This is a genomic window from Pseudofrankia sp. DC12, from assembly GCF_000966285.1.
In the GTDB taxonomy this organism is placed as follows: domain Bacteria; phylum Actinomycetota; class Actinomycetes; order Frankiales; family Frankiaceae; genus Pseudofrankia.
In genome coordinates this window covers 4,890,447-4,911,338 of record NZ_KQ031391.1, presented here as the reverse complement: position 1 = coordinate 4,911,338, position 20,892 = coordinate 4,890,447, and the positions used below count along the sequence as shown (strand labels likewise).

The window sequence follows — 20,892 nt, the reverse complement described above, 5'->3', positions numbered from 1 at the left end:
GCCGACCCCGCGGGAAGTATCGGGTGCTTTTCAGGCAGCACTCGAGTTTCGCACTTTTCATGATCGGTTTTGTGGGTCGTCAAGGAGGTTGATGATTTGACTGGTTCAGTGTGGGCATGTTCGCCGGCTGTTTCCGCGCGTGGCTTCACGCGGAGTGTTGATGAGGGGAAGGTCCAGCTCACGGGGCTGGTGGCGGGAGCATCGGCGTTTCCACACCAACACTCCGAAGAGTGGGTCGCCGATGCTCCCGCACGTCACGATACCGCCGTCGTTCGCCGTCCTGCTGGAGTACTTCCGGCCGTGTTTCACCGCGCCGAGCTTCGCCGCGTTCCGGATGCTGGCGACCGGGCTGGTCGCCGCGCCCGGGCGGCGCACCGTCGTCGGGATGCTCGTCGGCGCCGGCCGCCATCGGGACACCCCGCACCACCGGGCCCACTACTTCTTCGCGAAGGCCGCCTGGACGCTCGACGAGGTCGGCGACACGCTGGCCCGTCTCGTCGTCGGTCTGCTCACCGGCCCCGGGCCGATAACCGTCGTCGCCATGACCGCTTGATTCCGCCCACCCTTTTCCACCGCGCCGGGCGGAAGGTCTTCGCCGCGGGCTGGTTCCACGACGGCGCCGCGAAGGGCGAGACGCCGGTCGGCTTCGGCAACAACTGGGTCATCGTCGGTGTCGTCCTGCGCGGCACGGTCTTCGCGCGGCCGATCTGCCTGCCGGTCTACGCGTGCCTGGTTGTCAAGGGCACCATGTCCGGCTCCCGGCTGTGGCTCGCCGCCCGCGCCGCGGCCCGGCTCGCCCGCCTGTTCCCGGACCGCCAGGTCCACGTCGTGGCGGACTCCGCCTACGCCGGCGGCGAGCTGAAGTCCCTGCCACGCAACGTGACCTGGACGACTCGACCGCGTGCCGACGCCGCCCTGTTCGCGCCGGCCCCGCCGCGCACCGGCCGCCGAGGCCGCCCCCGCGTCAAGGGCGACCGGCTCGCCACGATCACCCAGCTCGCCGCCACCGCCGACTTCCGCCCGACCACCGTCACCCGCTACGGCCGCGTCCACACCGTCGACGTCGCGGTGACCGTCTGCCTGTGGTACTCGGTGTTCGGCCCCCGCCTCGTCCAGCTCGTGCTCGTCCGCGAACCCGGCCGCCCGCTGCTCGCCCTGATCAGCACGGACCTGTTCAGCCGCCCCGCCACGATCGCCGAGCGGTACGCCGCCCGCTGGGCGGTCGAGGTCGCGATCGCCGACGCCAAGCAGCTCTTCGGCGTCGGACAGACCCACACCCGCACCGCGCAGGCCGTGCGGCACGCGGTCCCGTTCGCCCTGCTCGCCCAGACCCTCACCCTGACCTGGTACCTCACCGCCGGCCACCACGACTCCGACGTCGCCGACGCCACCGCCCGCGCACCCTGGTACACGACCAAGACGACCGTCTCGACCGCCGACGCCCTCGGCAAGCTACGCCGCGTCCTGATCACCGCGCGTTTTCGCCCAGCTGACCCCGTCACGCCCACCGCCGCGGAAATCCACACCCTCCACCTGGCCTGGGACACCACCGAGCACGGCCTCGCGGCCTGAACCCGCCCCACCAGCCACCCAGACCGGCCCCTGACCGGCCCACAGCCCCCGGAACAGCCCAAAACAGGCACCGACCCGAGGCGACAAACCACCCCAAACACCCGCACCACACAAACAGCTCACCACGATCGAATAGAAACCTCATCACGCGAAGACAAACCAACATTCCCGATCAAGAAGAACGCGAAAGTCGAGGGCAGCACAAAGAGGCGATGAAAAGGAATGACGAGGGGCGCCGCGTACAGCTCTGTACACGCACTACATCGGCCCGCAGCGCCACACAGAAAGCGGGCGCCCAGGCTGACGGACTGCCGCTGGGGAGCGGCGAGCGACAGCATGGCACCAAGTCCTCCGAGGCACAACCATTTAGAAGGACGAGATCGCCAAAGGCAGGAGGCTCACAACACAGACAGTCACGTATCCACGCGAGGACGCCGGGCTGGGCTGACGCCTTGGGTCAGGGGCCCCGCCTCGGCCTCAGCCCAGGCCCGTCGGCATTTCTTGATCTCCTACGATGCGCTGACCAGCACATTTGATCCGACCTGAAGATCCACTGTGGGATTCGCGTGCCTATTGGCCGCCAAGCTGGCACCATGGGCGCCCACAGACCTCTCCCACGCGCTTCACCGCTCCAGCAGAAGCCCCGCGCACCGCTCACCTCTTGGAATTCAGATCACGGCCAGCCCGGATCGTTACTAGTAGCTGTGTGTGACAGAAGCGCGGGCATGACTCTCGTCGTTAGAGTCCGATGGAGGTGATCATCCGATGTAGCGCAGCTCCGCTGGAAGGCCCTCCGCGGACAGATCGAACCATTACCCACCGGCCGGTCATGGCCCGCCGCGCGCCGGCCTGCCGGCCTGCTCCCAACCGGTCCTGGGCCTGGGCGCACCTCGAGGCGACGCCTCTCGAGAAACCCCGAAGGAACACCGAACGTGAGCCGGAAGAATCGCCCGACGGCCGGGCCGCCAGCAGCGACGGAACTGACATCCGCCGCGGCGGGCGACCCGCCCGCACGGCCGGCCGACCCTACGGTCGGTATCCGCCCAGACAGCGAACCGGTTCTCGTTCCCACCAGTCCTGACGCCCGGAGCAGCCCCGGCGCGGTCGTCGACCCAGCCGCGGACGCCGACCCAGCCGAGCGCGCCTCGGAGGCACGGAGGCGACCCGGCCGTCACCGCAGGCGACGCCCCCATGCCCGCGCCGTCCGCCTGGCGCAGGTGTTCGGCCTGCCGACCATCGGCCTGCCAGCCGCCATCTTGCTGCTCATCGTCTGCCAGTCACCAACCCCCGACGGCGACACCTCCGCCACCGGCCGGACCACCCCGCCCACCGCGGTCACCAGCTACTCGATGCCGTCGCTCAACCCGGGCGGCCTGCCGGCTGGTTACGGCTCTCCAAGCGGCGTCATCCCGAGCAGGCCGCCTTCGACTGCGTTACGAACCGTCACGGATCGCCTGGCAATGCGCAGAAATCGAGCCTCTCGATAAATTCTTCGAATGATTTCGAGATGCGCTGGGGGGCGCGGTCTTCATCGACGTAGGCCACGCCCGGTACGCCCATCGGGCCACACTCAGAGTAGTCCAACATCACCGCATCATGACCACCCGAGGGCATGGCACAAATTACGACCCCAATATCAGGGTATCCCCACTCTTCAATAAGCACACGGCTCCCGGAGTCGACCGAATCAATCCCTAGCTCTCCGCCGAGTCCAAGAATCGCAGAAATCTCAAAGTGATCCGGGGCCCAGGATGTCTTGAAACTCGTCCGAAAACATCTGCGCTTCGGTATACCGCCATTCCGAAGCCGCAGGGCATCGACGTACACCCGAGGAAGGACAAAACCTACGGCCGACTGAGCTGCTGCGATCAGGTCATCGCAAAGTGGTGGTCCCGTGTAGTAGTCATCGTCCTGGAAGAAATCCTCCATCACGAACCCCCACGCGAGAAGCCCCCAGTGTGACCAGTCCGGCTGTGGACACCGCTCTCGACGAGCTGCATCAGTCCCGGATCCTGATGGTGATGCCAAGGATAGCCTTGCGGTGTCCGCTGCAGACCAGTCTGGTTCGCCAGGGCAAAGTTCTTACCCAGGGCCTCGCGAAGATCGCACTGCGTGTTGATCGGCTACGCTAGGTAGCGAGGTACTGGACGGCTCTATTACGGTCGCGGCCAATCTCCTGCACAGTTTCCTTGATCTTGGTGACGCCGTGGAGGCGTAGTAGGCCGAGCGCGAGATTGCGGAGGATCGCGAGATTGTGCGGGCCGTTTTCTTGGTGGGCTTGGCAGGCATCTTCCCGCCAGGTGGTGTCGCGGACGTAATGGACACGGTTCTCTATGCCCCAGTGCATTCGGACGTGGGTGTGGATAGCGTCCGGAGCGGCGCGCTCACCGCGCAGGCTGGTGACAATGAAGGCGTATTCCTTGCTGAGACGGGCGCCGGTGAGATCGAATTCTTCGCGGCAGATGACGGCTATTGTTCGGGCCCGTGGGAAACGGATGTCATCCACGGGTCGCGTCCAAGTCGTCCAGCGCTTGATACTTCCGCGGGAGCATTCCTCGACCTCATGCCCCGGTGTTTTCTGAATAACCGGCAGGAGGCGATCGAAGATTTGCTGGAAGAGCTTCGGCTGGTTCCCCTTGACAGTGAACACGTAGTCGATTCGTTTTTTCCAGAGTAGGATCGCGGTTTTGACCTGCGTGTGCGCGGCGTCTGCGGTGATGACGGTTCGGCCGCGCTCGTGTTTGATGTTTTTGAGTAGGTTCGCGACCTGGGTGATCTCGTTGGTATCCGCGGGGACCTTGGTCTGGGCGATGACGACCCCCTGGTTGTGAGTCATGGCAGAGAACAGCGTGAACTGCTGGTTCTCCGTGCTCCAAGCGCCGCGCAAGACCTTACCGTCCAGGGCGATCACCAGATCGCCGTTGTGATCGCGGGTCGCTTGTTCGTGCAGCCAGGTGCCGACGACCAGGTCCAGCACATGCGAGTTGACTCCTTTGAGGGTCTCGCGGATGGTGGATTCGCAGGGAACGGTGTAGCAGCCCCGAAAATAGCCGTAGGGCGCGCCGAGTGCGGCGAGGAGCCCTTGGGAGAGGTCGGCCGCCTCGCTTCCGATCTCGCGGTAACACGTGGCGCCAGCGAGCGTCGCGACGGTCGCCGTGGCAAGCACGAACTCGAGGTCGTAAACCCGGCCCCGGGCGTCGCGGAAATCCTTCACAAGACGCAGCATGGCAAGAAGTCGACCGATTTTTTCTTTGCCGGCGTTGTCAAGGCCGCTCGACAAAGCGGCGCCGGTCTGGCATGATGACACTTGGCGGCCTTCTGTCTCGGGGGATTGTTTGTTCGCACTCTCATTGTCCCGATCAGGAGGCCGTCGTTTCGCAACGGCGGCTCTTGTTTTCGTCAATTCAACGGCCATGGCGACTGGGCGCACAGCGGCGGATTTTCGGGTAGGCATTCGTAGCTGCCGATGGCGTCATTTCCGATAGCTCGGAAGCGCGGGCGGCGAGATTCCGGCCGGAAGGAACTGCACCCGCGAGACCCGTCGAAACCTGGACCGAGAGCTTGATCGTGACGATTACTCAGAGCGATAGTTCGCTACCTGGAGTGATCTTCCCTTGGCCCTGGTTCTTACCGCGGTCGCCGGTGAGCCCTATTCGTACGTCTGGGACCTCAGGGTGACGCCACGCGGAGAAGTCCGGGAAGCCATTCTCGTCAACGGAACACCGGTTCGTGGGTGCGTTTGCCCAGCCAGGTGACCGTTTCTAACTGCCCGGCCAAGTGCCGGCGACTCGGCGTCTTCCGCGGCGCATATGGCGTCGCCGATGGGGGTACCGCCGGGGATGAAAGCGACCATGGCGAGTAGCGCGCCGGTGTCAGAGTCGCCGGTGGAGCAGCTGTCGTTCGAGTTGTCGCCGTTATCGCAGGACAGAACTCTGCGTCAGCGCATCACACGACGCAATCGCAGGATCTCGGACAAACTCCATCAGCCGACGCGCGAACATCTCAAGCGCCCGATCACCGGCCATCAGCCATCAGCCACCCCAAGGGATGCGTGTCGGCCCAGCCACTCCGGCCTCCTGAAGCGCGGCCATCGCCCGAGCGACGACCGATGCAGCCGCTCCCGGCTCCGCACCGCGACCCATCCGATGACGGAGTCCTCGACCAGTTCTTCGACGTCGCGGCCAACCGGGCTTCCAGTTCAGCGATCCGCCCGGTTAACGCCTCAACCTGCGATTTCAACACTTCAATCCGGGCGGCCTGATCGGCGATAATCGTTGCCTGCGCGACAACCAAAGCCGCAAGCTCGTCGTAACTCGGCCGCCCCATACCCCTATTATGGGCTAAACGCCATCACCACCGGGCCGACACGCCGACCATTCATACCTGACCAGTTACGATGGGCGCTGGATTCGTTGAGAAGGTGCTCACTGCGGCGACGTGTTGAAACAGCCCGGCCCCGACGGCTCAGCGTCAATCCACCGTCCGATATCCCTGATATTAAATGATCACAAGAGCCTGAACATCGATTTTATATTGACGTTTAGGCTCGCGGTGAACAGACGTGGATCAAATAGGTGTTGGTCTTGGCGGCGTTATGGTCGGCTCGGTGAGATCGCCGTCGTGGTGTGGTGTTCTCCCTGCGGGGCGACGGTCACCGTCCGGGTGAGGTAGTCGCGAAGTCGTAGGCTGCCGCGGCGCTCCGGCTGGGCCCTGCGAGGGCGGGCAGTCGCGGCGTGGCAAGCAGACCCTTCGGGCTAGCTGCAAACGCCTCGACAGGCGGAATGTCGTCGACGAGGTCGAGGCAGTTGTCTGCGAGGAGCACGATCGTGCAGGGCCAGGTGCCGCCGCAGTCGGCGCATCTGCCATCGGCATCGAGATGGGTGTTGAGGGCGCGAAGCGCGGTGGCCCGCAGTCGCTTGAACGACCCGATCTGTGGGTCAACGCCCGTCACGTCCTCAGGCATCTTCATCGTCGCCGTTCGGCGCCCAGCGGTCAGTGAGCCTTTCCCTGCAACGACCCGTCACGCTAGGTAATCATCACGGGTCGTGATCGACGGCTGGGTCGCCGACGACGAAACGCGGGGCAACCGGTAGGAAGTAGTCCTCTCACAGATCACTTCCGCCGGAGCCCCGCGTCCTCATGAGTGTCACATACACGAGCGTCCTGCCCCTGAGCGATCACACGGTCGTCCGCCTTGCCACGCTCCTGATTGCGGAACGTAGGCGGATCGGTACGCGGAGCGGGACCCGCGCCCTGTCTCCATGGGAGCAGGCCGTGTTCGTCCTGCGCTGGTTCTGTGACGGAACCCCGGTCATCCGGCTGTGTCGGGACAACAACATCGGCAAGTCGGTGGGCTACCGCTACCTGCACGAGGGCCTCGCAGTCCTGGCCTGGCAGGCCCCTGACCTGCGCAACGCACTGATCGCCGCGAAGTTCGCCGGCTACGACCACGTGATCGTCGACGGGACGGTGATCGAGACCGACCGGGTGACCGTCCCCGGCCCGACGAAGGGCGTGGACCTGTGGTGGTCAGGAAAAATCAAGAACCACGGCGCGAACGTGCAAGTCGTCTCGGGTCCCGAGGACGGCTGGCCGCTGTGGGTGTCCGACGTCCGTCCCGGCCGGGAGCACGACACCACCGCCCTGCGCGCCTCCGGCGCCCCGGAGGTCTTCGAGGAGTGGTTCGCCGACGGCGGGCAGGTGCTCGGCGACGGCGGCTACGAAGCGTTCGGAACCCAGGAGGGGCAGTTCGCGGTCCCGTTCAAGAAGCCGAAGGGCGGGGAGCTGACCGCCGAACAGAAACTGCACAACCGCATCCACTACGCCCTGCGGGCGGTCGGGGAGCGCGCGAACGCGCTGCTCAAGGTCACCTTCCGCCTGCTCCGCAACGTCACGATCGACCCCTGGAAGATCGGGCTGGTCGCGAAAGCGTCCCTCGTCATCCTCCACACCGAGTACCAGAGGACCACCTGACGACCAACACACGATCACACTATTGATACTCACCCAGGGTGACGGTCGGTTGCAGGGAAAGGCTCAGTGGCCCGATTAGTGGCCGGTCCAGCGCCGCGTCCATGCCCTGGTCCTGGCGGCCGTTCGATCGTCGGGCCCGGCCAGCAAGGCACGGCGTCGCGCCGGGCGGCGGGACGGTACTCGCCCATGCGGGCCACCCTTCTCAGTGGAAATGCGCGGATGTGTCTTCGGGCATCTGACCTGAACGGCAGTTCGGCGGTCAATACATGTCTTGCATATCGACCACTCGTTTTCGGCATAGACCCTTCTCTCGCGCAGGGCAACCATCGAGAAACGCGGCCCACCGTCTGAAAGGGAGGGTTCCGTGTCGTTCTCGACTTTGCCTGGCCACCTCGGTGGATCGGCGTTGCCTCGACAGGAGGTCGGCGGTCGACGACGCTCTCTGCCTCCGTCGAGGTACGGGGTCTCGCTGTGACTGGCCGGGCCGACCTGGGCAACGCGCACCCGGTCGAGTCAGGCGCTACGCCCAATGGGGCTCAGGTCTCCGGCGTGAATGTGGCGTTCGCAGGTCTGACAGCGGCAGGCAAGACGACGCACGCGCGGCTGTTAGCCCGCGAGCTGGGCTATGACTATGTGTCGGCGACCGAGGTGATGCTGGAGATTCTTCGGCTGGACGTCGCCGCCGGCGACGCGTGGTTTCAGCGGTACGACGAGATCCAGGCGGCCCGGGAGGACGGCGCCGCGGACGACGAGCTGGACCGGCGCCTGCTGGAACTCGCGGCCAGCCGGCAGCGCACGGTGTTCGACACGTGGGCGCTGGCCTGGATCGCTCCTGATCCGATCGTCCGGCTTTGGATCGAGTCGGATCCTGCGTCGCGGGCGCGTAAGTGCCTGGTGTCCCAAACCCGCACCCGTCTGTCGTTGCCTGCTTGCGCGGCGCTGTGCCGGGAGAAGGACGAGCACACGCGCGACTCGTTGCACCGCCGCCGCGGATTCGACCTGTTCACCGACCGGGACCGCTACGACCTGGTGCTGTGCAACTCGCATCTGATTGCGACCGCGGACCGCGCCTGCGCCCAGCGGGGCATCGCCACGTTCGCGCCCGTCGTGCACCAGGCCGTGATCGCGCTACTGGAGCGCCCACACCCTGACGAACTTGACCGGCTGACGGAGGTCTATCTGGCCGAGATCATCCGCATCGGCCGACGCGTCTCCTGTGAGCCCTCCGACGGCGGCGGTCGCGCGATGCCTTGATCTAGCCGTCTCTCACCCCGGCCAGCCCTCAACTGCACGGAGGCGTACCAGTATGCGTGTTGCCTTGCTGTATCCCGAGGTCTACGACATGGCGCGGTTTCGGGAGCGCCGGCGCGAGTTCCCGCCGTTCGGGGTCCTCTACCTGGCCGCGGTGCTCGAAGGCGCCGGTCACGAGGCCGCGGTCCTCCAGGTCCGGCCCGACCAGCTGACCCTCGACCTGCGCGGCTACGACGCGGTCGGGTTCAGTGTCGCGTCGTCGGCGACCTACGGGTTCATGACCGCCGCCCGAGCACACAGCCAGATCACCGACGGCACGCTGGTGATGGTCGGGGGAGTGCACGCGAACTTCTACCCTGACGACGCGCTGCGCGACTTCGGCGCCGACGTTGTCTGCGAGGGCGAATCGGAGGAGACGATCCTTGAGGTCCTCGACGGGGCCGCCGCCGGCCGGCCGGTGCGAGGCGTCGCTGGCACCCGCTGGATCGAGGACGGCGAGACTCAGCATGGCGCCCCGCGGGTGCTGATGCGGGACATCGACCAGCTTCCGCTACCCGCGCGCCACCTGCTGCCGGTCGAGGACGTCGTGATGGCCGACCGGCTCGCCGGCCGCGACGTGGACATGGCCCACGTGATGTTCAGCCGCGGCTGCCCGTTCCCCTGCTCGTTCTGTGCGGCCGGCCAGACCCGCGTCCAGTACCGGTCCGGCGCCAGCGCCCGCGCGGAACTGACCGACCTCATCGACCGGTACGGCGTCGGCGGGTTCGCGATCGTGGACCACAACTTCGTCATGCACAAGCGGAAGGTCGCCGACATCTGCGACGCGGTCGCGGACCTCGACCTGGCCTGGTCCGCGCTGTCCCGTGTCGACACCGTCGACGCTGCTCTGCTGAAGACGATGGCCGGCTCAGGCTGCATCGAGATCAAGTACGGCGTCGAGTCCGGGAGCGAGCAGCTCCTGGGGGCGATGCGCAAGAACACCACCCGCGACCAGATCAAGGCCGCGTTCGCCGCGACCGCGGACGCCGGGATCGGCGCGAAGGCGTTTATCATCCATGGCTACCCGGGCGAGAACCGGCAGACGACCGACGAGACGATCAGCCTGCTCGGCGAGCTTGGCCCGTCGCTGACCCGCGTCTCACTGTTCAGATTCACGCCGCTGCCCGGCACCCAGGTCTACGCCGATCCCGACCGTCACGGGCTTCGCGGCCTGCACACCCAGCCCGACTGGGACGGGGACTGGTCAAAGTTCCACATCCACCACAACGACCGGCACTGGTGGGGTAGCCCCCAGGACTGGGCTGAGCTCGACGACTCCTACCAGCGGCTGCGCGACTTCATCGAAGACCACTGGGGCGCCCAGGGGTGACCGCAAACCAGGCCCCCAGCCGCTGGTACCGTGCCCACGTGATCAACCGGCGTCCGCGGACCGTCGGAACGGTCACCCTCGCCGCCGACCAAGCCCGCCAGGTCTGGAACTGGACCCTGTCCCGCCAGGGCCTGCACCCCGACCGCCGCCTCACCTCGGCGGCTGAGATCAGCCACGCGGCGCTCGGCTGCACGCCGCGCGCCTGCCATCACCGTTCGCGACCGTGCTCCCACGCGCCGCGCACGCTGACGCCGCGCTCGCGCTGCTGGACCAACACTCCGGGCTGATCACGCTGCGCTGCATGCGACGCACGCTGCACGCCCTGCCGGTCGACCTCGCCGCCGTCGCACACCGCGCCACGATCCACTACCGGCTGCGCGACGCCGCCCGCCGCGCCCACAACGTCGGCGTCACAGCACATCTGATCGACCAGATCAACGCGGAGCTGCACAGCCTGCTCGCCGACGGGCCGATGCCCTACCGGCAGATCGAGGCCGAGCTCGCGGCGGCGGGAACGGCCGTGGTCCGCGCCACGGTCAAGACCGCCTGGGAGGGCGGCAGCCTCACATATCGCAACGCCTCCGGCTGTTGGAACGCCGAACGCCGCCTGTTCGGTCTGACCAGCCAGCTCCACCCCGACCTCGCCCTCGACCTCGACCCGCGGACGGCGACCCGGATCCTGATGCGGGCCTACGTGGACCGCTACGGTCCGGTCACGCTCGCCGACGCGACCTGGTGGTCGGCGCTCTCCCGCGCCGCCGTCGTCGATGCCCTCGACGACCCGGCCCTCGCGCTCCTCGAAATCGCCACCCCGTGGAGCCCGTCACCCGCCTACATGCCCGCCGAGCGGTACGAGCAGTTCACCACGGCCGACCCCGACATCCACAGCAGCGGGCTGCATCTGCTCGCCCACGAGGACGTCGCGCTCAAGGCGTACTCCGAGACCCGCGCCCGCTACCTCGCAGACCTCAACCCGCGACACGCCTTCAACCAGATCGGCGAGGCCCTCCCCACCGTCCTCGTCGACGGACAGGTCCACGGCACCTGGACCTGGAACCCCGCGATCCGAACCGTCGTACCAACGCTCCTCCCCGGCCGGAGCAACCCGGGCCTGACCCGCCAGACCGCGCACGCCGCCGAGGAGCACACCGCGGCGCTACGCACCGGCTGGCGCTCCGCTCTCAAGACCGACACCCACCCGGGCCAGCTCGCCCTCGCCGTCTAGAACCGCCAGCCCGACGAAAGGACCTGCGACGATGCAGCCCCTCGCCCCCGGCGCCACACTCGAAGACCTCCAGCGCTACGTCGCGAAAATGGAAGGCGAACGCGGCTTCACCGACCGCACCGTCCACGACCAGACCTGGCGCCTCCTGGAAGAAGCCGGCGAACTCGCCCGCGCCGTCCGCAAAAACAACGGACAACGCTCCGAAACAGGACAAGTGACCGGCAGCATCGACGAGGAACTCGTCGACATCCTGATCTTCACGAACTCCATCGCCAACCGACTTGGTATCGACCTCGCCGACGCGATCCGCGCCAAGGAAGCCCTGAACGAAACCCGCACCTGGCCCGAGCAACGCCGCGACGCCTAAGGCCGATGTGACGCTTTACGCCCCAGCCGTCACCCACTCGGCCACGGTCCGGATCACGAACGCCTGCCACGCCTGGCTCTGCGGCTGGAGGTACTGCGGGTCGTCATGGACGGCGAAGCCGTGCTGCGAGCCCTCCACCTCCACGAGCCGGTGCTCGGCCGTGAACCGTGCCATCGCGGCGCGCGAGGACTCGATGGGTACCAACGTGTCCTTGGTGCCGTGCACCACCAACGTGGGCGCGGCGATCTCTTTGATGGCCTCGTCGGGCCTGAGCCAGAAGACCTCGTTCAGCATCGGTCGTCCGTGCTTGAGCGTCGGCGTGAAGGTGATCGCACCCTGCTCGTTCAGCGTCCGGGCGGCCTGGTCGTCGATGTGGTCGTCATGCCAGTACGGCCGGCTGTCGATCGTCCGCCACTTGTAGTTGAACTGCGGGTTGAGCAGCACCAGCCGCGCGACGTCTGTGGGCTTCTTGGCTGCGTAGTAGCCGCAGATACCCCCGCCGAAGCTCGCACCGAGCAGGCTCACGTGCTGGATGCCGGTAGCCTCGCGCGTCGCGGCTAGGGCGACCCGGATGTCGTTGAGGATCGATGAGAGAGTCAGCTCTTCCTGTCGGCCCTCGCTGTCGCCGTGGCCGCGGTGGTCGAAGCGCAGCGATGCCACGCCGGCCTCGGCCAGCCCGGCGGCCAGGCGGGTGAAGAATCCGCCTTCCTCGCGCGTGACGCCGCCGCCGTGAACCAGGACGATCGCTCGGCCGGCTGGCGTGTCCTGCTCGGTCAGCGTGGCCGCCAGGCGCAGGCCGTCGAGCGTGCGCAGCGAGGTCACGGTCTCGTGCACGGGCATGACGCTCCTTTGGAGGTTGTCTCGTGACTGCCTCCGTCCTCTGGCGGAGGGAGGCTGGCAAGCTGAAGGCGCCGGCCGAAAGCAAGCGATCCACCGACCGTGCGCTGAGTCCATATGACGGTGTTGAGGGCGACGATGGACTGAAAACGGGTATCCCTCGCGGTCCGCGCGAGGTCAGACCTGCCTGCTCCCCACTGCTTCCCGGAGTTCCCGTGGTCCCGGCCTCGATCGCCACGGCGTCAACGTCTGCGCCACGACTCCCAGGATGGCTGAGGTCCGGCTGGAGTTGGTGTCCCGCGCGATGTGCAAGGCGTCCAGTGCCACGGCGGCAGCCTCGTCCGGATGCCCGCTCAGCGCGAGCGCCGCCGCCCGTCGCGCCCCAAACAGACCAGTGTCCCGTCGCGACAAGGCGTTCCCGCTCAGGATCTCCGCGAAGATTCCGGCCGCCCTGTCAGGCATCCCGGCCTCGGTATAGACGGCGGCATCCCGCAACTGGAGCGTGACGGCCGTGAGCGCAGAGACAGAAGGCTCGCTCGCCTCCAGGGTTCGTCGAGCAGCGTCCAGCTTCCGCTCAATCGCCGCCAGCGGTTCGCCGTGCGTCGCCAGCGCCAGTGCCTCCTGTTGCACCTGCTCGGCCCGCAGAGCTGACGGCGCTGCCGGACAGATCCTGCCGGCGGCCTCGGCTAGATTCAGCATGCGCGCCAGCTCGCGGCCGTCGTAGGCCATCTGTGACTTCTTGACCAGCACATATGCCTGCATCGGGGAGTCCTGGGCTTCCTGCGCCCATTCCATAGCGCGGTCGTACCAGTACGCCGCCGAGCTGAGGTCGTGCAGATCCCTGTACAGCCACCCGGCGAACTCCGCGCCGTCGGCGCCGACCGCCAGCAGCGCGCGACGAACAGCGGGCTGAACGTCGCCCGCGTATTGCTGGATCGCGCCAAGCACGCCGAGCACCAGCGGTAAGGCGCGCAGCGGCCCGAGCTGGCCGTCGTCGGTCTTGCAACGCTCGAACTGCTGGGAGAAGAAGCCGACCACCGAGCCATCCAGATACCGGCCCGCGTTCTCGAGCGCGGCGGCCATATGTCGCAGCTCGTCCAAACCCGCGTACGGCAGCAGCCGTGCAGCCCGCCGTTCGCTGACGCTACCCGCGGGCCGGTGCGTTCCGGCGCAATGGCCGGTGACTTCCGCTTCGCCGAGTTCGCTGACCAGGTCGCGAGCCTTGGCCGCGTCGGCGTCGACCGGCAGCAGCACCTCTCGGCCAGCGAGGAGAAGCGGCACCAGGATGGTCCGCCGGGCGTCAGCACCCGGCCGCCCACGAGGTTCGCCGGGCAGATCGAACCACAACAACTCGGCCGGGATACCGAGGACCTGGCTGTAGCGGATCAGCTTGGAGAGCTCCTCGGGCGCCCGGCCGTTCTCGATGCGGCTGAGCTGGGCCTGGGTCATGCCCAGCCAGGTGCCGAGTTGCTCCTGCGTCAATGCCTGGCCGTGGAACGGATGAGTGCGGTAAGCGAAGAACACCCGGCCCATGTGCCAGGTAGCCAGGGCATCACGAATCCTGTCGAGCCGCCAGAAGTCCGGCGGCACGACCGGCGGCCGGGTCTGAGCCTCCAACACCGCGCCCTGACACGGGCTGCACAGCTTCCGCGGGTTGTCGGCCGCCAGCCGGTGCCCGCAGCGTGAGCAGGACCGGTGCCGAGCCGCGGTCATAGCTGGACGGCCTCCCGTTCGGCGCGGGCGTTCACGACCAAGGTCAACGTATGACGCTAACACCCGCTGTAGCAGCGTCTATGCGCCGCGCGTATACCGGTCACATCTGGCTGGCGTGGTGACGGGCGTGCCGGGCGTTGACGCTGAGGTCCGTGCCGTCGAAGGGGTGCTTTCCCCGCGCGACAGGATGAGTCGGTGCCCCTAACCCTGGCTAACTCAGTGTTCGGCCCGCCAGCCGCAGCTCGAAAGCCTCAGCCCCCACCCAGGGCTGCGGCAAGATAACAGTCCGGATTGATCAAACTACGCTTCCAGTCTGGTCGGGCCTGGAGAAGTACTTTGAGTTGATCCGGAAACCCAGTAACCACAGGCGGTTCACGTCGCTGCCGGCCTATCCGTGCCGACCGAATCCGACTACCTTGAGTTGCCATACGCTACCGAGAGCGATCTCGCCGCAGCCCTGGCCCCCACCCGTCGCTACAGCCAAGCCAGCCGCCCACAGGCTCGTCGGCACGGAACTGGCCGACCGGCCTGGCGGGATCAAAAGGCCGCGTCAGCGTCATGATCGAGCTCGCAGCACACAGTAGATCAACAAGCCTGAGTCGGATCGATTACAAGATAGGCGTCAGATCCAAGGTTCAGAGGCCGTTGACATAGCCCGGTGCTGTCGGCGACAAGGCGGTGGCAGTGGCCGCGCCGAGCGACTATCCCAGGGGCGCGGGGGTGACCAGGCGCGCCAGGAGTTTCGCGCGAAAGCGGTCCATGTGGGGGTCGAACCAGTCGTTGGCCCATTGCGACGGGTCGTCCAGGTGCAACCAGCGGACCCCGTTCGCCTCTCGGGGGTCAGCCTCGATCCGCATATCCTGGTCCGCCGCGAGGACAAACCAGAACGATACATCTGTGTGGCTGTGCTCCCCGCGGGTTCGCGTCACCGTCAGGAACAGCGGCTCGTCCCCGAACCGCGGATGGAACGTGCCACTGATCCGCAATTCCTCCGCCGCCTCCCGCAGCACCGCCGCCCGCGGGTCCTCACCGTCGTCGACATGGCCCCCAGGGAACAACCAAAGACCTGCCTTCACGTGGTCCACCAGAAGCACGGAACGGCGCGCCTCGTCGAACAAGGCAGAATAGACACACAGATGTTTGTCTGGCGTCGCGGGCCGAGCGACTCGGAATAACGGCGCTCCCGACCTGACCCAGCGCAACGTGGCGGCCCGGTCCAGAGCCTCGTGCTCGTCGAGAGGGGTGACACCAACCACCAGATCCTCCACAACAGTGCGTGAGTCCCGACCTGCCACCGCCATCTTCCGAAGCCCTCCACGATGAATACACTGCGTCCGAATCCACGCTCTCGCGGTGACCCGCCGACGTGCTCGGGGCGCGTCGATCTACGCCGGCGCGCTGACCGCCCGCGCGATGCGTTGGCCGACAAGGCGCTCGGCCAACGCGAGTGGATACCAGGCAGCACCGTGTACCTCGGACTCCTGGATGCGCCCCACGTCCGCATGTGCCGTGGTGAAGGCGTACCCAACGTCGAGGTGCCAGTGCTCCGGCTCGTCCTTCGTCGGTCGTGCCGGAACCTGGCCGTACTCGATGTAGACGGGGACCTGCGACGCGGGGAAGACCGTGCCGGGATCCACACCGGTCTCCTCCGTCAACTCACGTACGGCCGCGCAGATGAGGGTGGTGTCGGTCGGTTCCAGGTGGCCGCCGGGCTGCAGAATGATCCCGTACGCACGATGCTCGACCAGCAGGATCTCGGCGTCACCCTGGACATCAGGGCGGACGAGGAGCGCACCCGCGGTCACGTGCATCGGAAAGGTCCGCCGCGAGGCGAGATCCCGTCCTTGAGAAAGCAGTCGCAACGGCTCGGCCAGCAACGTGGCCTCGTCTGGATAGCACTCGATGTATGCGGAAAGCACACTCGATATATCCGAATCACTGATCGCCACAAGCCGCCCCCGCGTCAGCCCGAGAGACCAGCTCCTCGGGACCTCCTGCTTGCATGTGAGCAACGAGATGCGACACAGGCAACTCCGTAGATAGCGCACAGGTAACTGGTCAGGTCCGTCATGTTCCCGCGTGATTTGTTAATGAGTTGGCATCTCCTGGCGTGTAATTGCTTGGCGTGTCTCGGTGCGTGTCCAATAATGAGGGTATGACGCGGCCGACGTATGACGAGCTTGCCGCGCTTGTCGTTGCCCAGGCCGCGATTATCAAAGAACAGGCCGCTGAGATCGAGCGGTTGAAAGCGCGGGTCGCGGAGTTGGAGGCGCGGCTGGCGGCGAATTCACGGAACTCGTCGAAGCCGCCGTCATCGGACGGGCTGGCGAAGCCAGCGCCGAAGTCGTTGCGAGGAAGATCGGGCCGTAAACCCGGTGGGCAGGGCGGTCATCCCGGGCGGACGTTGTGCCAGGTGGCCGATCCGGATGAGATCGTGCGCCATGAGCCGGCGCGGTGCTGCGGCTGCGGCCGAGGACTCGGCCGCGCCCCGGTCGCCGGGATGACACGGCGCCAGGTCTTCGACATCCCCGCGATCCGAGTCGGTGTCGTCGAGCATCAGCTGGTCGCGAAGCGGTGCGGGTGCGGCATGGTGACCACCGCGGACAGTCCCGACGGAGTGCGAGCACCGGTTCAGTACGGTCCGATGATCACTGCGGTCATCGTCTATCTGTATGCCGGCCAGTTCCTGTCGAAACAGCGGACAGCGCAGGCCCTCGGCGAGCTGTTCGGCACCCCGATCAGTGACGCGACCGTCGCCGCGGCAACCACCAAGGCCGCGAAATCCCTCAAGGGTTTCAGCGGCCAGGTCCGCGCACTGATCGGCCGTGCCAGCGTGGTCCACTTCGACGAGACCGGCTTCCGAGTGAACGGCACCACCCACTGGGTGCACTCCGCGTCGACCGACCGCTACTCGCTACTGACCGCGCACCGCCGCCGCGGCCGGGAGGCGATACTCACCGCCGGTGTGCTTCCCGGTTTCACCGGAGTCGCGGTCCATGACGCCTGGGCACCCTACGACACGTTCACCGACGCGACCCACGCGCTGTGCAACGCGCATGTTCTCCGGGAACTCCAAGCCGTGATCGACGCAGCCGGCGACGACACCAAATGGTGTTGGGCACGTCAGGTGACCGACGGCCTCCTCGCGCTTAAAAAGCACATCGACCATGCCCGCACCACAGGCATCACCCTGGACACGGACGTCCTCGACCAGCACACCCGTCGCATCCGCGACGCAGCGAAGATCGCCGCCGACGACCAGACCGTCACCGGCGCGCTCGGCAACAAACACCGCGCGCTCGCCCGCCGTCTCCGCGACCGGATCGACGACTACCTCCGCTTCACCACCAACCCGGCCGTGCCCTTCGATAACAACGCCGCCGAACGCGAGATCCGCATGGTGAAAACCCGGCAGAAAATCTCCGGCTGCATGAGAACACTCACCGGCGCCCAGAACTTCTGCCTCATCCGATCCTACACAGCAACCACCCGCAAACACGGCATCGGCCTACTCGACGCCCTCACCCAACTCGCCAACGGAAACCCCTGGACACCCCAACCCACCTGACCAGTTACCGCCCATCAAGCCATCCTTGGGGCCCTGCTCGGCCGCACCGGGGAGGATCTCCTCTTCACGGATCAGCCGGTTCGGGTCGTCGTCGTCGTAGAATACCTTGAACGATCGGCCGCTCAATTCTTCGTAACGGACCAACGCTGGCATCGGCCAGAGGTCCCGGTGCCATCCGTCAAGCCGACCGAGGACAAGCCACTTTCCCTGCTTCAAACCAAGGTGGCCGAACTTGCCGACCAACGCCGCGTCCCCAGGCAGAAGTCCCTGGACGTCAGCGAGCGTCGGAACTGCGTCACGGCGGGGACCAAAGAAGTACCCCAACAGGACACCGTCCCGGTTCGCGCGAGCCACTATACCGATCGCGTAGCCGCCCTCACGGAGCGGCACGGCGAACCAGTCGCCCTCTCGATAGCTGGTCTTCACCATCTCGTCGTACGACTCTGGAAGATTACCGCTACGACCTCTCTGGCCGGCGCTGACGCCTCGGTTCGGGCGGCCCATCGCTGGACGGTCCCAGAGCCCGGACATGAGCCCGCAGGCCGTGATCGCATCGACGCCGCGTCGACAGACACCCGGACACCACCGAAGACAGCCGGACCATTCCGGACACCCTCCGTAGCCAACCCCGCGCCGGCCGAGGCACCGGCTGACGACCACTTGTCCCTCTGAACAGCGAAAACACCTGGTCAGAGAGCCCGACGCGAACGACCCGGTAAGCAACACACACCGTAGTCGATCTACGGATCAAACGATCTACACAATCCTCACCACCCCTGCCCCGGCAGAGGATCTCCCTTTGGCTGCTTGATATCCACAGGACTGAACACCGTGCGGTGGCGAGGTCGGTGCCCGCTCAGTCGAGCCTGGACCGCGGCCCGCCGTCCACCCGGAACTGGGCGAGCGCCGGTAGGACGGTCGCCCGCAAGGCCGTTTGGACCTCCTCGCATGACCCCTCGGCCGAGACCACGACGAACGACGATGCCTCCGGCATGGAGCGGTACGCCTCGTCGAAGGCGACGAGGTAATCGAGTTCCTCACGGTCGCGTCCGCGTTGCTCCACCCGTCGCTGTGCGAGCCCGGCCGGGACGGACAGATAGCAGACCAGGTCAGGCGCAGGGAACCGGCGGAACGCGGCACGCACTCGACGTTCGCCGCGATCGCCGCGGGCACGCATGATCGCATACTGGCAGTAGGCATAGCGGTCCATCACCGCGACGCGGCCGGTCAGCCGGGACAGCGTGAGCGCCCGGCTGACCGCCACCCAGCGCATGGATGCCTCGACCACGACGTAGGCGCGGCAGCCGAACAGCGCCCGCCCATCCGTGCGGCCGAGCAGTCTCGCCAGCGCATCCCAGATCGGGCGACCGCCGGCGTTCTCGAAGTAGCGGGCCGGCGCGCCCTGCCCGTTCAACCAGGCCGCGAGTCGTCTGGCCTGGGTCGTCTTGCCCGACCCGTCCACCCCGAGCAGAGCAATGATCGGCCGGTGTCGCACCCGACAAGCGTAGATCTACACGATCCTCTCTGCCCCCATCCCACCAAAGGATCTTCCTTTGGCTGCTTGACATCCATAGGAGCATCGATCGACGCGGGCCGTGGGGCGCCGGCGCGTCGGGGCGGCTCGCGCGAGGCGGGCAGGGCAACGGGCGATCGTAACGAGACGACCGCCGTTGATGCCTGCGGCGACGGGGCCGCGACGGTGGATGATCGTAACGTGGCGACCGCAAGTGTCGTGGATGCTGTCCGGGGGGACCGACGCGCGTTCGCGGCGGCCGTGAACGCGGTACGCACGGCTCCGGCCGGCGCGGTCCCGGAGTTCATCCGGACCGACGGCGGCGGCTGGACGGTCTGGTTGCACGGGACTCTGATCGGGCGGCTGCGCCCTGCCTACGGGCTGTGTAGCCGGGCGGGGTGGGAGGCATTCGGCGCGGGATCGCTTACGGCGCGGGGCCGGCACGCGAACCGGCACGGCGCCGCCGTTCTACTGATCGACTTCCTGAGCCAGCAACCCGCCGCCATACGGCCCCAGGACGTGCCAGCCGCCACGGTCGCCGGATGGCGCGCGGCCGGAGCGACCTGGACACAGATAGGCGCACGTGTCGGGGTGTCCGCCCATGTCGCGTCGCGCCGCTGGGGCAGCGAGCGTCCCCGCTCGCGGACGCGCCCGGCATAGCACCCTCACCCCGCCGCGCGGCCCACCGATCGGCGACCGTCCCCGGGGGAGCGTGGCCCGACCGCCGTAGCTGGCGCGGTTGGGTCCTTGCACCGCGGATCAGCCCCCCGGGTTTCGTCCCGGGGGGCTGTCGGTCGTTGTGCGGTGGGTGCTTGCTTGAGTTAGCGGTCGCGCAAGCGCTGGTCAGGACGGGCGTGGTCGGTCGAGCTGGGTTGGGTCGGGCGGCGGGTGCGGGTCCTGTAGACGCTGATGGGCTTGTAGGCGCTGATGGGTGGCGGGGGTGTCCGTAGCCGGGCCTTGAGCCGTTCGGGGGGTGTGGGCATGGTCGCGTTGGGGTCGGCCCGATCCGCGAGCGCGAACACGAGCGCTTCCACGGCCTGGTCCTCCCACGCTTCGAGCTTCCCGGAAGCGCTCGTAGCCGACGTTGTAGGCGTCGGCGGCGAGAATGCGCCGGTCGGTCAGCGTGGTGGTGCGGATCGGCTGGCCGAACCGAGCAGGACCCGCATGGCGGTAGCGGGGGCCTCGGGGAGCCCGCCAATGGCCGACTCGATGATCGCGATCCCGGCGGGCGCGGTCGCGCGGGTGGCCCGGCTCGTGAGCGCGGCCAATAGGCACGGCGCGACGCGCAGGAGACCGGCGGGAGTGGGGTCTCCCGCGCGCATGAGTGCGCGGATGTCGCGTTTGATGCGGTCGTAGAAGGTGGGCGGGATCGCGGGCGGGGTGGGTCGGGCGGGGGTCGTCGTCATGGCCGGCGGGGCCTCCTGAGCGGGCTCTCGGCGTAGGTCTTAATAGTCCGTGCCGTGTGCATCGTGACCGGGCCGCAACGCGCTTTACAGCCGTTTGC

General features: G+C 67.1%; 22 protein-coding genes. 9 read left to right on the top strand and 13 right to left on the bottom strand.

Features of this window, described 5'->3' with window-relative positions; all coding sequences use genetic code 11:
- Positions 1 to 241 precede the first annotated feature (241 nt).
- Complete coding sequence (locus tag FRADC12_RS33285) at positions 242 to 553, top strand: transposase (RefSeq protein WP_045876445.1); 312 nt, start codon at positions 242 to 244, stop codon at positions 551 to 553.
- Complete coding sequence (locus FRADC12_RS19730) at positions 550 to 1,572, top strand: IS701 family transposase (protein WP_045876444.1); 1,023 nt, start codon at positions 550 to 552, stop codon at positions 1,570 to 1,572. The genes FRADC12_RS33285 and FRADC12_RS19730 overlap by 4 nt, the downstream gene beginning before the upstream one ends.
- 1,443 nt (positions 1,573 to 3,015) lie before the next feature.
- Here FRADC12_RS19730 and FRADC12_RS30210 read toward each other — a convergent pair.
- The 5 genes from FRADC12_RS30210 to FRADC12_RS19720 all read right to left on the bottom strand — a co-directional run bounded on the left by FRADC12_RS30210 (position 3,016) and on the right by FRADC12_RS19720 (position 6,535).
- The gene (locus tag FRADC12_RS30210) at positions 3,016 to 3,501 is read right to left on the bottom strand and encodes an SMI1/KNR4 family protein (protein ID WP_084011050.1); all 486 of its coding nucleotides are present in this window, start codon (positions 3,499 to 3,501) and stop codon (positions 3,016 to 3,018) included.
- Positions 3,501 to 3,692, bottom strand: a complete 192-nt coding sequence (locus FRADC12_RS34455; RefSeq protein WP_084011383.1) for an HNH endonuclease — start codon at positions 3,690 to 3,692, stop codon at positions 3,501 to 3,503. The genes FRADC12_RS30210 and FRADC12_RS34455 overlap by 1 nt, the downstream gene beginning before the upstream one ends.
- A gap of 8 nt (positions 3,693 to 3,700) precedes the next feature.
- Positions 3,701 to 4,879: an ISAs1 family transposase gene (locus FRADC12_RS19725; protein WP_045876696.1), complete on the bottom strand. Its 1,179-nt coding sequence runs from the start codon at positions 4,877 to 4,879 to the stop codon at positions 3,701 to 3,703.
- A gap of 707 nt (positions 4,880 to 5,586) precedes the next feature.
- The gene (locus FRADC12_RS34450) at positions 5,587 to 5,898 is read right to left on the bottom strand and encodes a DUF6444 domain-containing protein (RefSeq protein ID WP_157488949.1); all 312 of its coding nucleotides are present in this window, start codon (positions 5,896 to 5,898) and stop codon (positions 5,587 to 5,589) included.
- Positions 5,899 to 6,223: 325 nt separating this feature from the next.
- A complete protein-coding gene (locus FRADC12_RS19720; protein WP_157488948.1) occupies positions 6,224 to 6,535 on the bottom strand; it encodes a hypothetical protein in 312 nt (103 codons plus the stop codon).
- Between the two features lie 176 nt (positions 6,536 to 6,711).
- Between FRADC12_RS19720 and FRADC12_RS19715 the strand changes: the two genes are divergently transcribed.
- From FRADC12_RS19715 to FRADC12_RS19690, 6 genes are all read left to right on the top strand, one after another.
- Positions 6,712 to 7,545: an HARBI1 family protein gene (locus tag FRADC12_RS19715; protein WP_045875135.1), complete on the top strand. Its 834-nt coding sequence runs from the start codon at positions 6,712 to 6,714 to the stop codon at positions 7,543 to 7,545.
- 549 nt (positions 7,546 to 8,094) lie between these two features.
- The gene (locus FRADC12_RS19710) at positions 8,095 to 8,799 is read left to right on the top strand and encodes a cytidylate kinase family protein (protein WP_045879899.1); all 705 of its coding nucleotides are present in this window, start codon (positions 8,095 to 8,097) and stop codon (positions 8,797 to 8,799) included.
- 52 nt (positions 8,800 to 8,851) lie between these two features.
- Positions 8,852 to 10,165: a B12-binding domain-containing radical SAM protein gene (locus FRADC12_RS19705; RefSeq protein WP_084011048.1), complete on the top strand. Its 1,314-nt coding sequence runs from the start codon at positions 8,852 to 8,854 to the stop codon at positions 10,163 to 10,165.
- Positions 10,162 to 10,452, top strand: a complete 291-nt coding sequence (locus FRADC12_RS32445; protein WP_045877739.1) for a hypothetical protein — start codon at positions 10,162 to 10,164, stop codon at positions 10,450 to 10,452. The genes FRADC12_RS19705 and FRADC12_RS32445 overlap by 4 nt, the downstream gene beginning before the upstream one ends.
- Positions 10,389 to 11,390 carry a DNA glycosylase AlkZ-like family protein gene (locus FRADC12_RS19695; RefSeq protein WP_045877738.1) on the top strand — a complete coding sequence of 334 codons (1,002 nt, stop codon included), beginning with the start codon at positions 10,389 to 10,391 and terminating at the stop codon, positions 11,388 to 11,390. The genes FRADC12_RS32445 and FRADC12_RS19695 overlap by 64 nt, the downstream gene beginning before the upstream one ends.
- Before the next feature lie 31 nt (positions 11,391 to 11,421).
- Positions 11,422 to 11,757, top strand: a complete 336-nt coding sequence (locus FRADC12_RS19690) for a MazG nucleotide pyrophosphohydrolase domain-containing protein (RefSeq protein WP_045877737.1) — start codon at positions 11,422 to 11,424, stop codon at positions 11,755 to 11,757.
- A 15-nt stretch (positions 11,758 to 11,772) separates the two neighbouring features.
- Here the strand turns inward: FRADC12_RS19690 and FRADC12_RS19685 are convergent, their stop codons facing one another.
- The 4 genes from FRADC12_RS19685 to FRADC12_RS19670 form a co-directional block, all read right to left on the bottom strand.
- On the bottom strand, positions 11,773 to 12,597 hold the full coding sequence (locus FRADC12_RS19685) for an alpha/beta hydrolase (RefSeq protein ID WP_045877736.1): 825 nt from the start codon (positions 12,595 to 12,597) through the stop codon (positions 11,773 to 11,775).
- A gap of 174 nt (positions 12,598 to 12,771) precedes the next feature.
- Positions 12,772 to 14,214, bottom strand: a complete 1,443-nt coding sequence (locus tag FRADC12_RS19680) for a helix-turn-helix domain-containing protein (protein ID WP_232303907.1) — start codon at positions 14,212 to 14,214, stop codon at positions 12,772 to 12,774.
- Between the two features lie 794 nt (positions 14,215 to 15,008).
- Entirely contained in the window at positions 15,009 to 15,575 is a 567-nt protein-coding gene (locus FRADC12_RS19675; RefSeq protein ID WP_198152980.1) for an NUDIX domain-containing protein, read from the bottom strand.
- A gap of 117 nt (positions 15,576 to 15,692) precedes the next feature.
- Positions 15,693 to 16,226 (bottom strand): NUDIX hydrolase, encoded by a 534-nt coding sequence (locus tag FRADC12_RS19670; RefSeq protein ID WP_232303906.1) that lies wholly within the window; start codon positions 16,224 to 16,226, stop codon positions 15,693 to 15,695.
- Positions 16,227 to 16,462: 236 nt separating this feature from the next.
- Between FRADC12_RS19670 and tnpC the strand changes: the two genes are divergently transcribed.
- On the top strand, positions 16,463 to 17,875 hold the full coding sequence (tnpC, locus tag FRADC12_RS19665) for an IS66 family transposase (protein WP_084010359.1): 1,413 nt from the start codon (positions 16,463 to 16,465) through the stop codon (positions 17,873 to 17,875).
- Here the strand turns inward: tnpC and FRADC12_RS19660 are convergent.
- The 4 genes from FRADC12_RS19660 to FRADC12_RS19640 all read right to left on the bottom strand — a co-directional run bounded on the left by FRADC12_RS19660 (position 17,816) and on the right by FRADC12_RS19640 (position 20,794).
- Complete coding sequence (locus tag FRADC12_RS19660; protein WP_198152979.1) at positions 17,816 to 18,301, bottom strand: Imm26 family immunity protein; 486 nt, start codon at positions 18,299 to 18,301, stop codon at positions 17,816 to 17,818. The two genes, tnpC and FRADC12_RS19660, sit on opposite strands and share 60 nt — an antisense overlap.
- A gap of 430 nt (positions 18,302 to 18,731) precedes the next feature.
- Positions 18,732 to 19,370 (bottom strand): dTMP kinase, encoded by a 639-nt coding sequence (locus FRADC12_RS19655; protein WP_052711022.1) that lies wholly within the window; start codon positions 19,368 to 19,370, stop codon positions 18,732 to 18,734.
- Positions 19,371 to 20,209: 839 nt separating this feature from the next.
- A complete protein-coding gene (locus FRADC12_RS19645; protein ID WP_045877731.1) occupies positions 20,210 to 20,422 on the bottom strand; it encodes a hypothetical protein in 213 nt (70 codons plus the stop codon).
- 84 nt (positions 20,423 to 20,506) lie between these two features.
- Complete coding sequence (locus FRADC12_RS19640) at positions 20,507 to 20,794, bottom strand: hypothetical protein (protein ID WP_045877730.1); 288 nt, start codon at positions 20,792 to 20,794, stop codon at positions 20,507 to 20,509.
- Between the last annotated feature and the right edge of the window lie 98 nt (positions 20,795 to 20,892).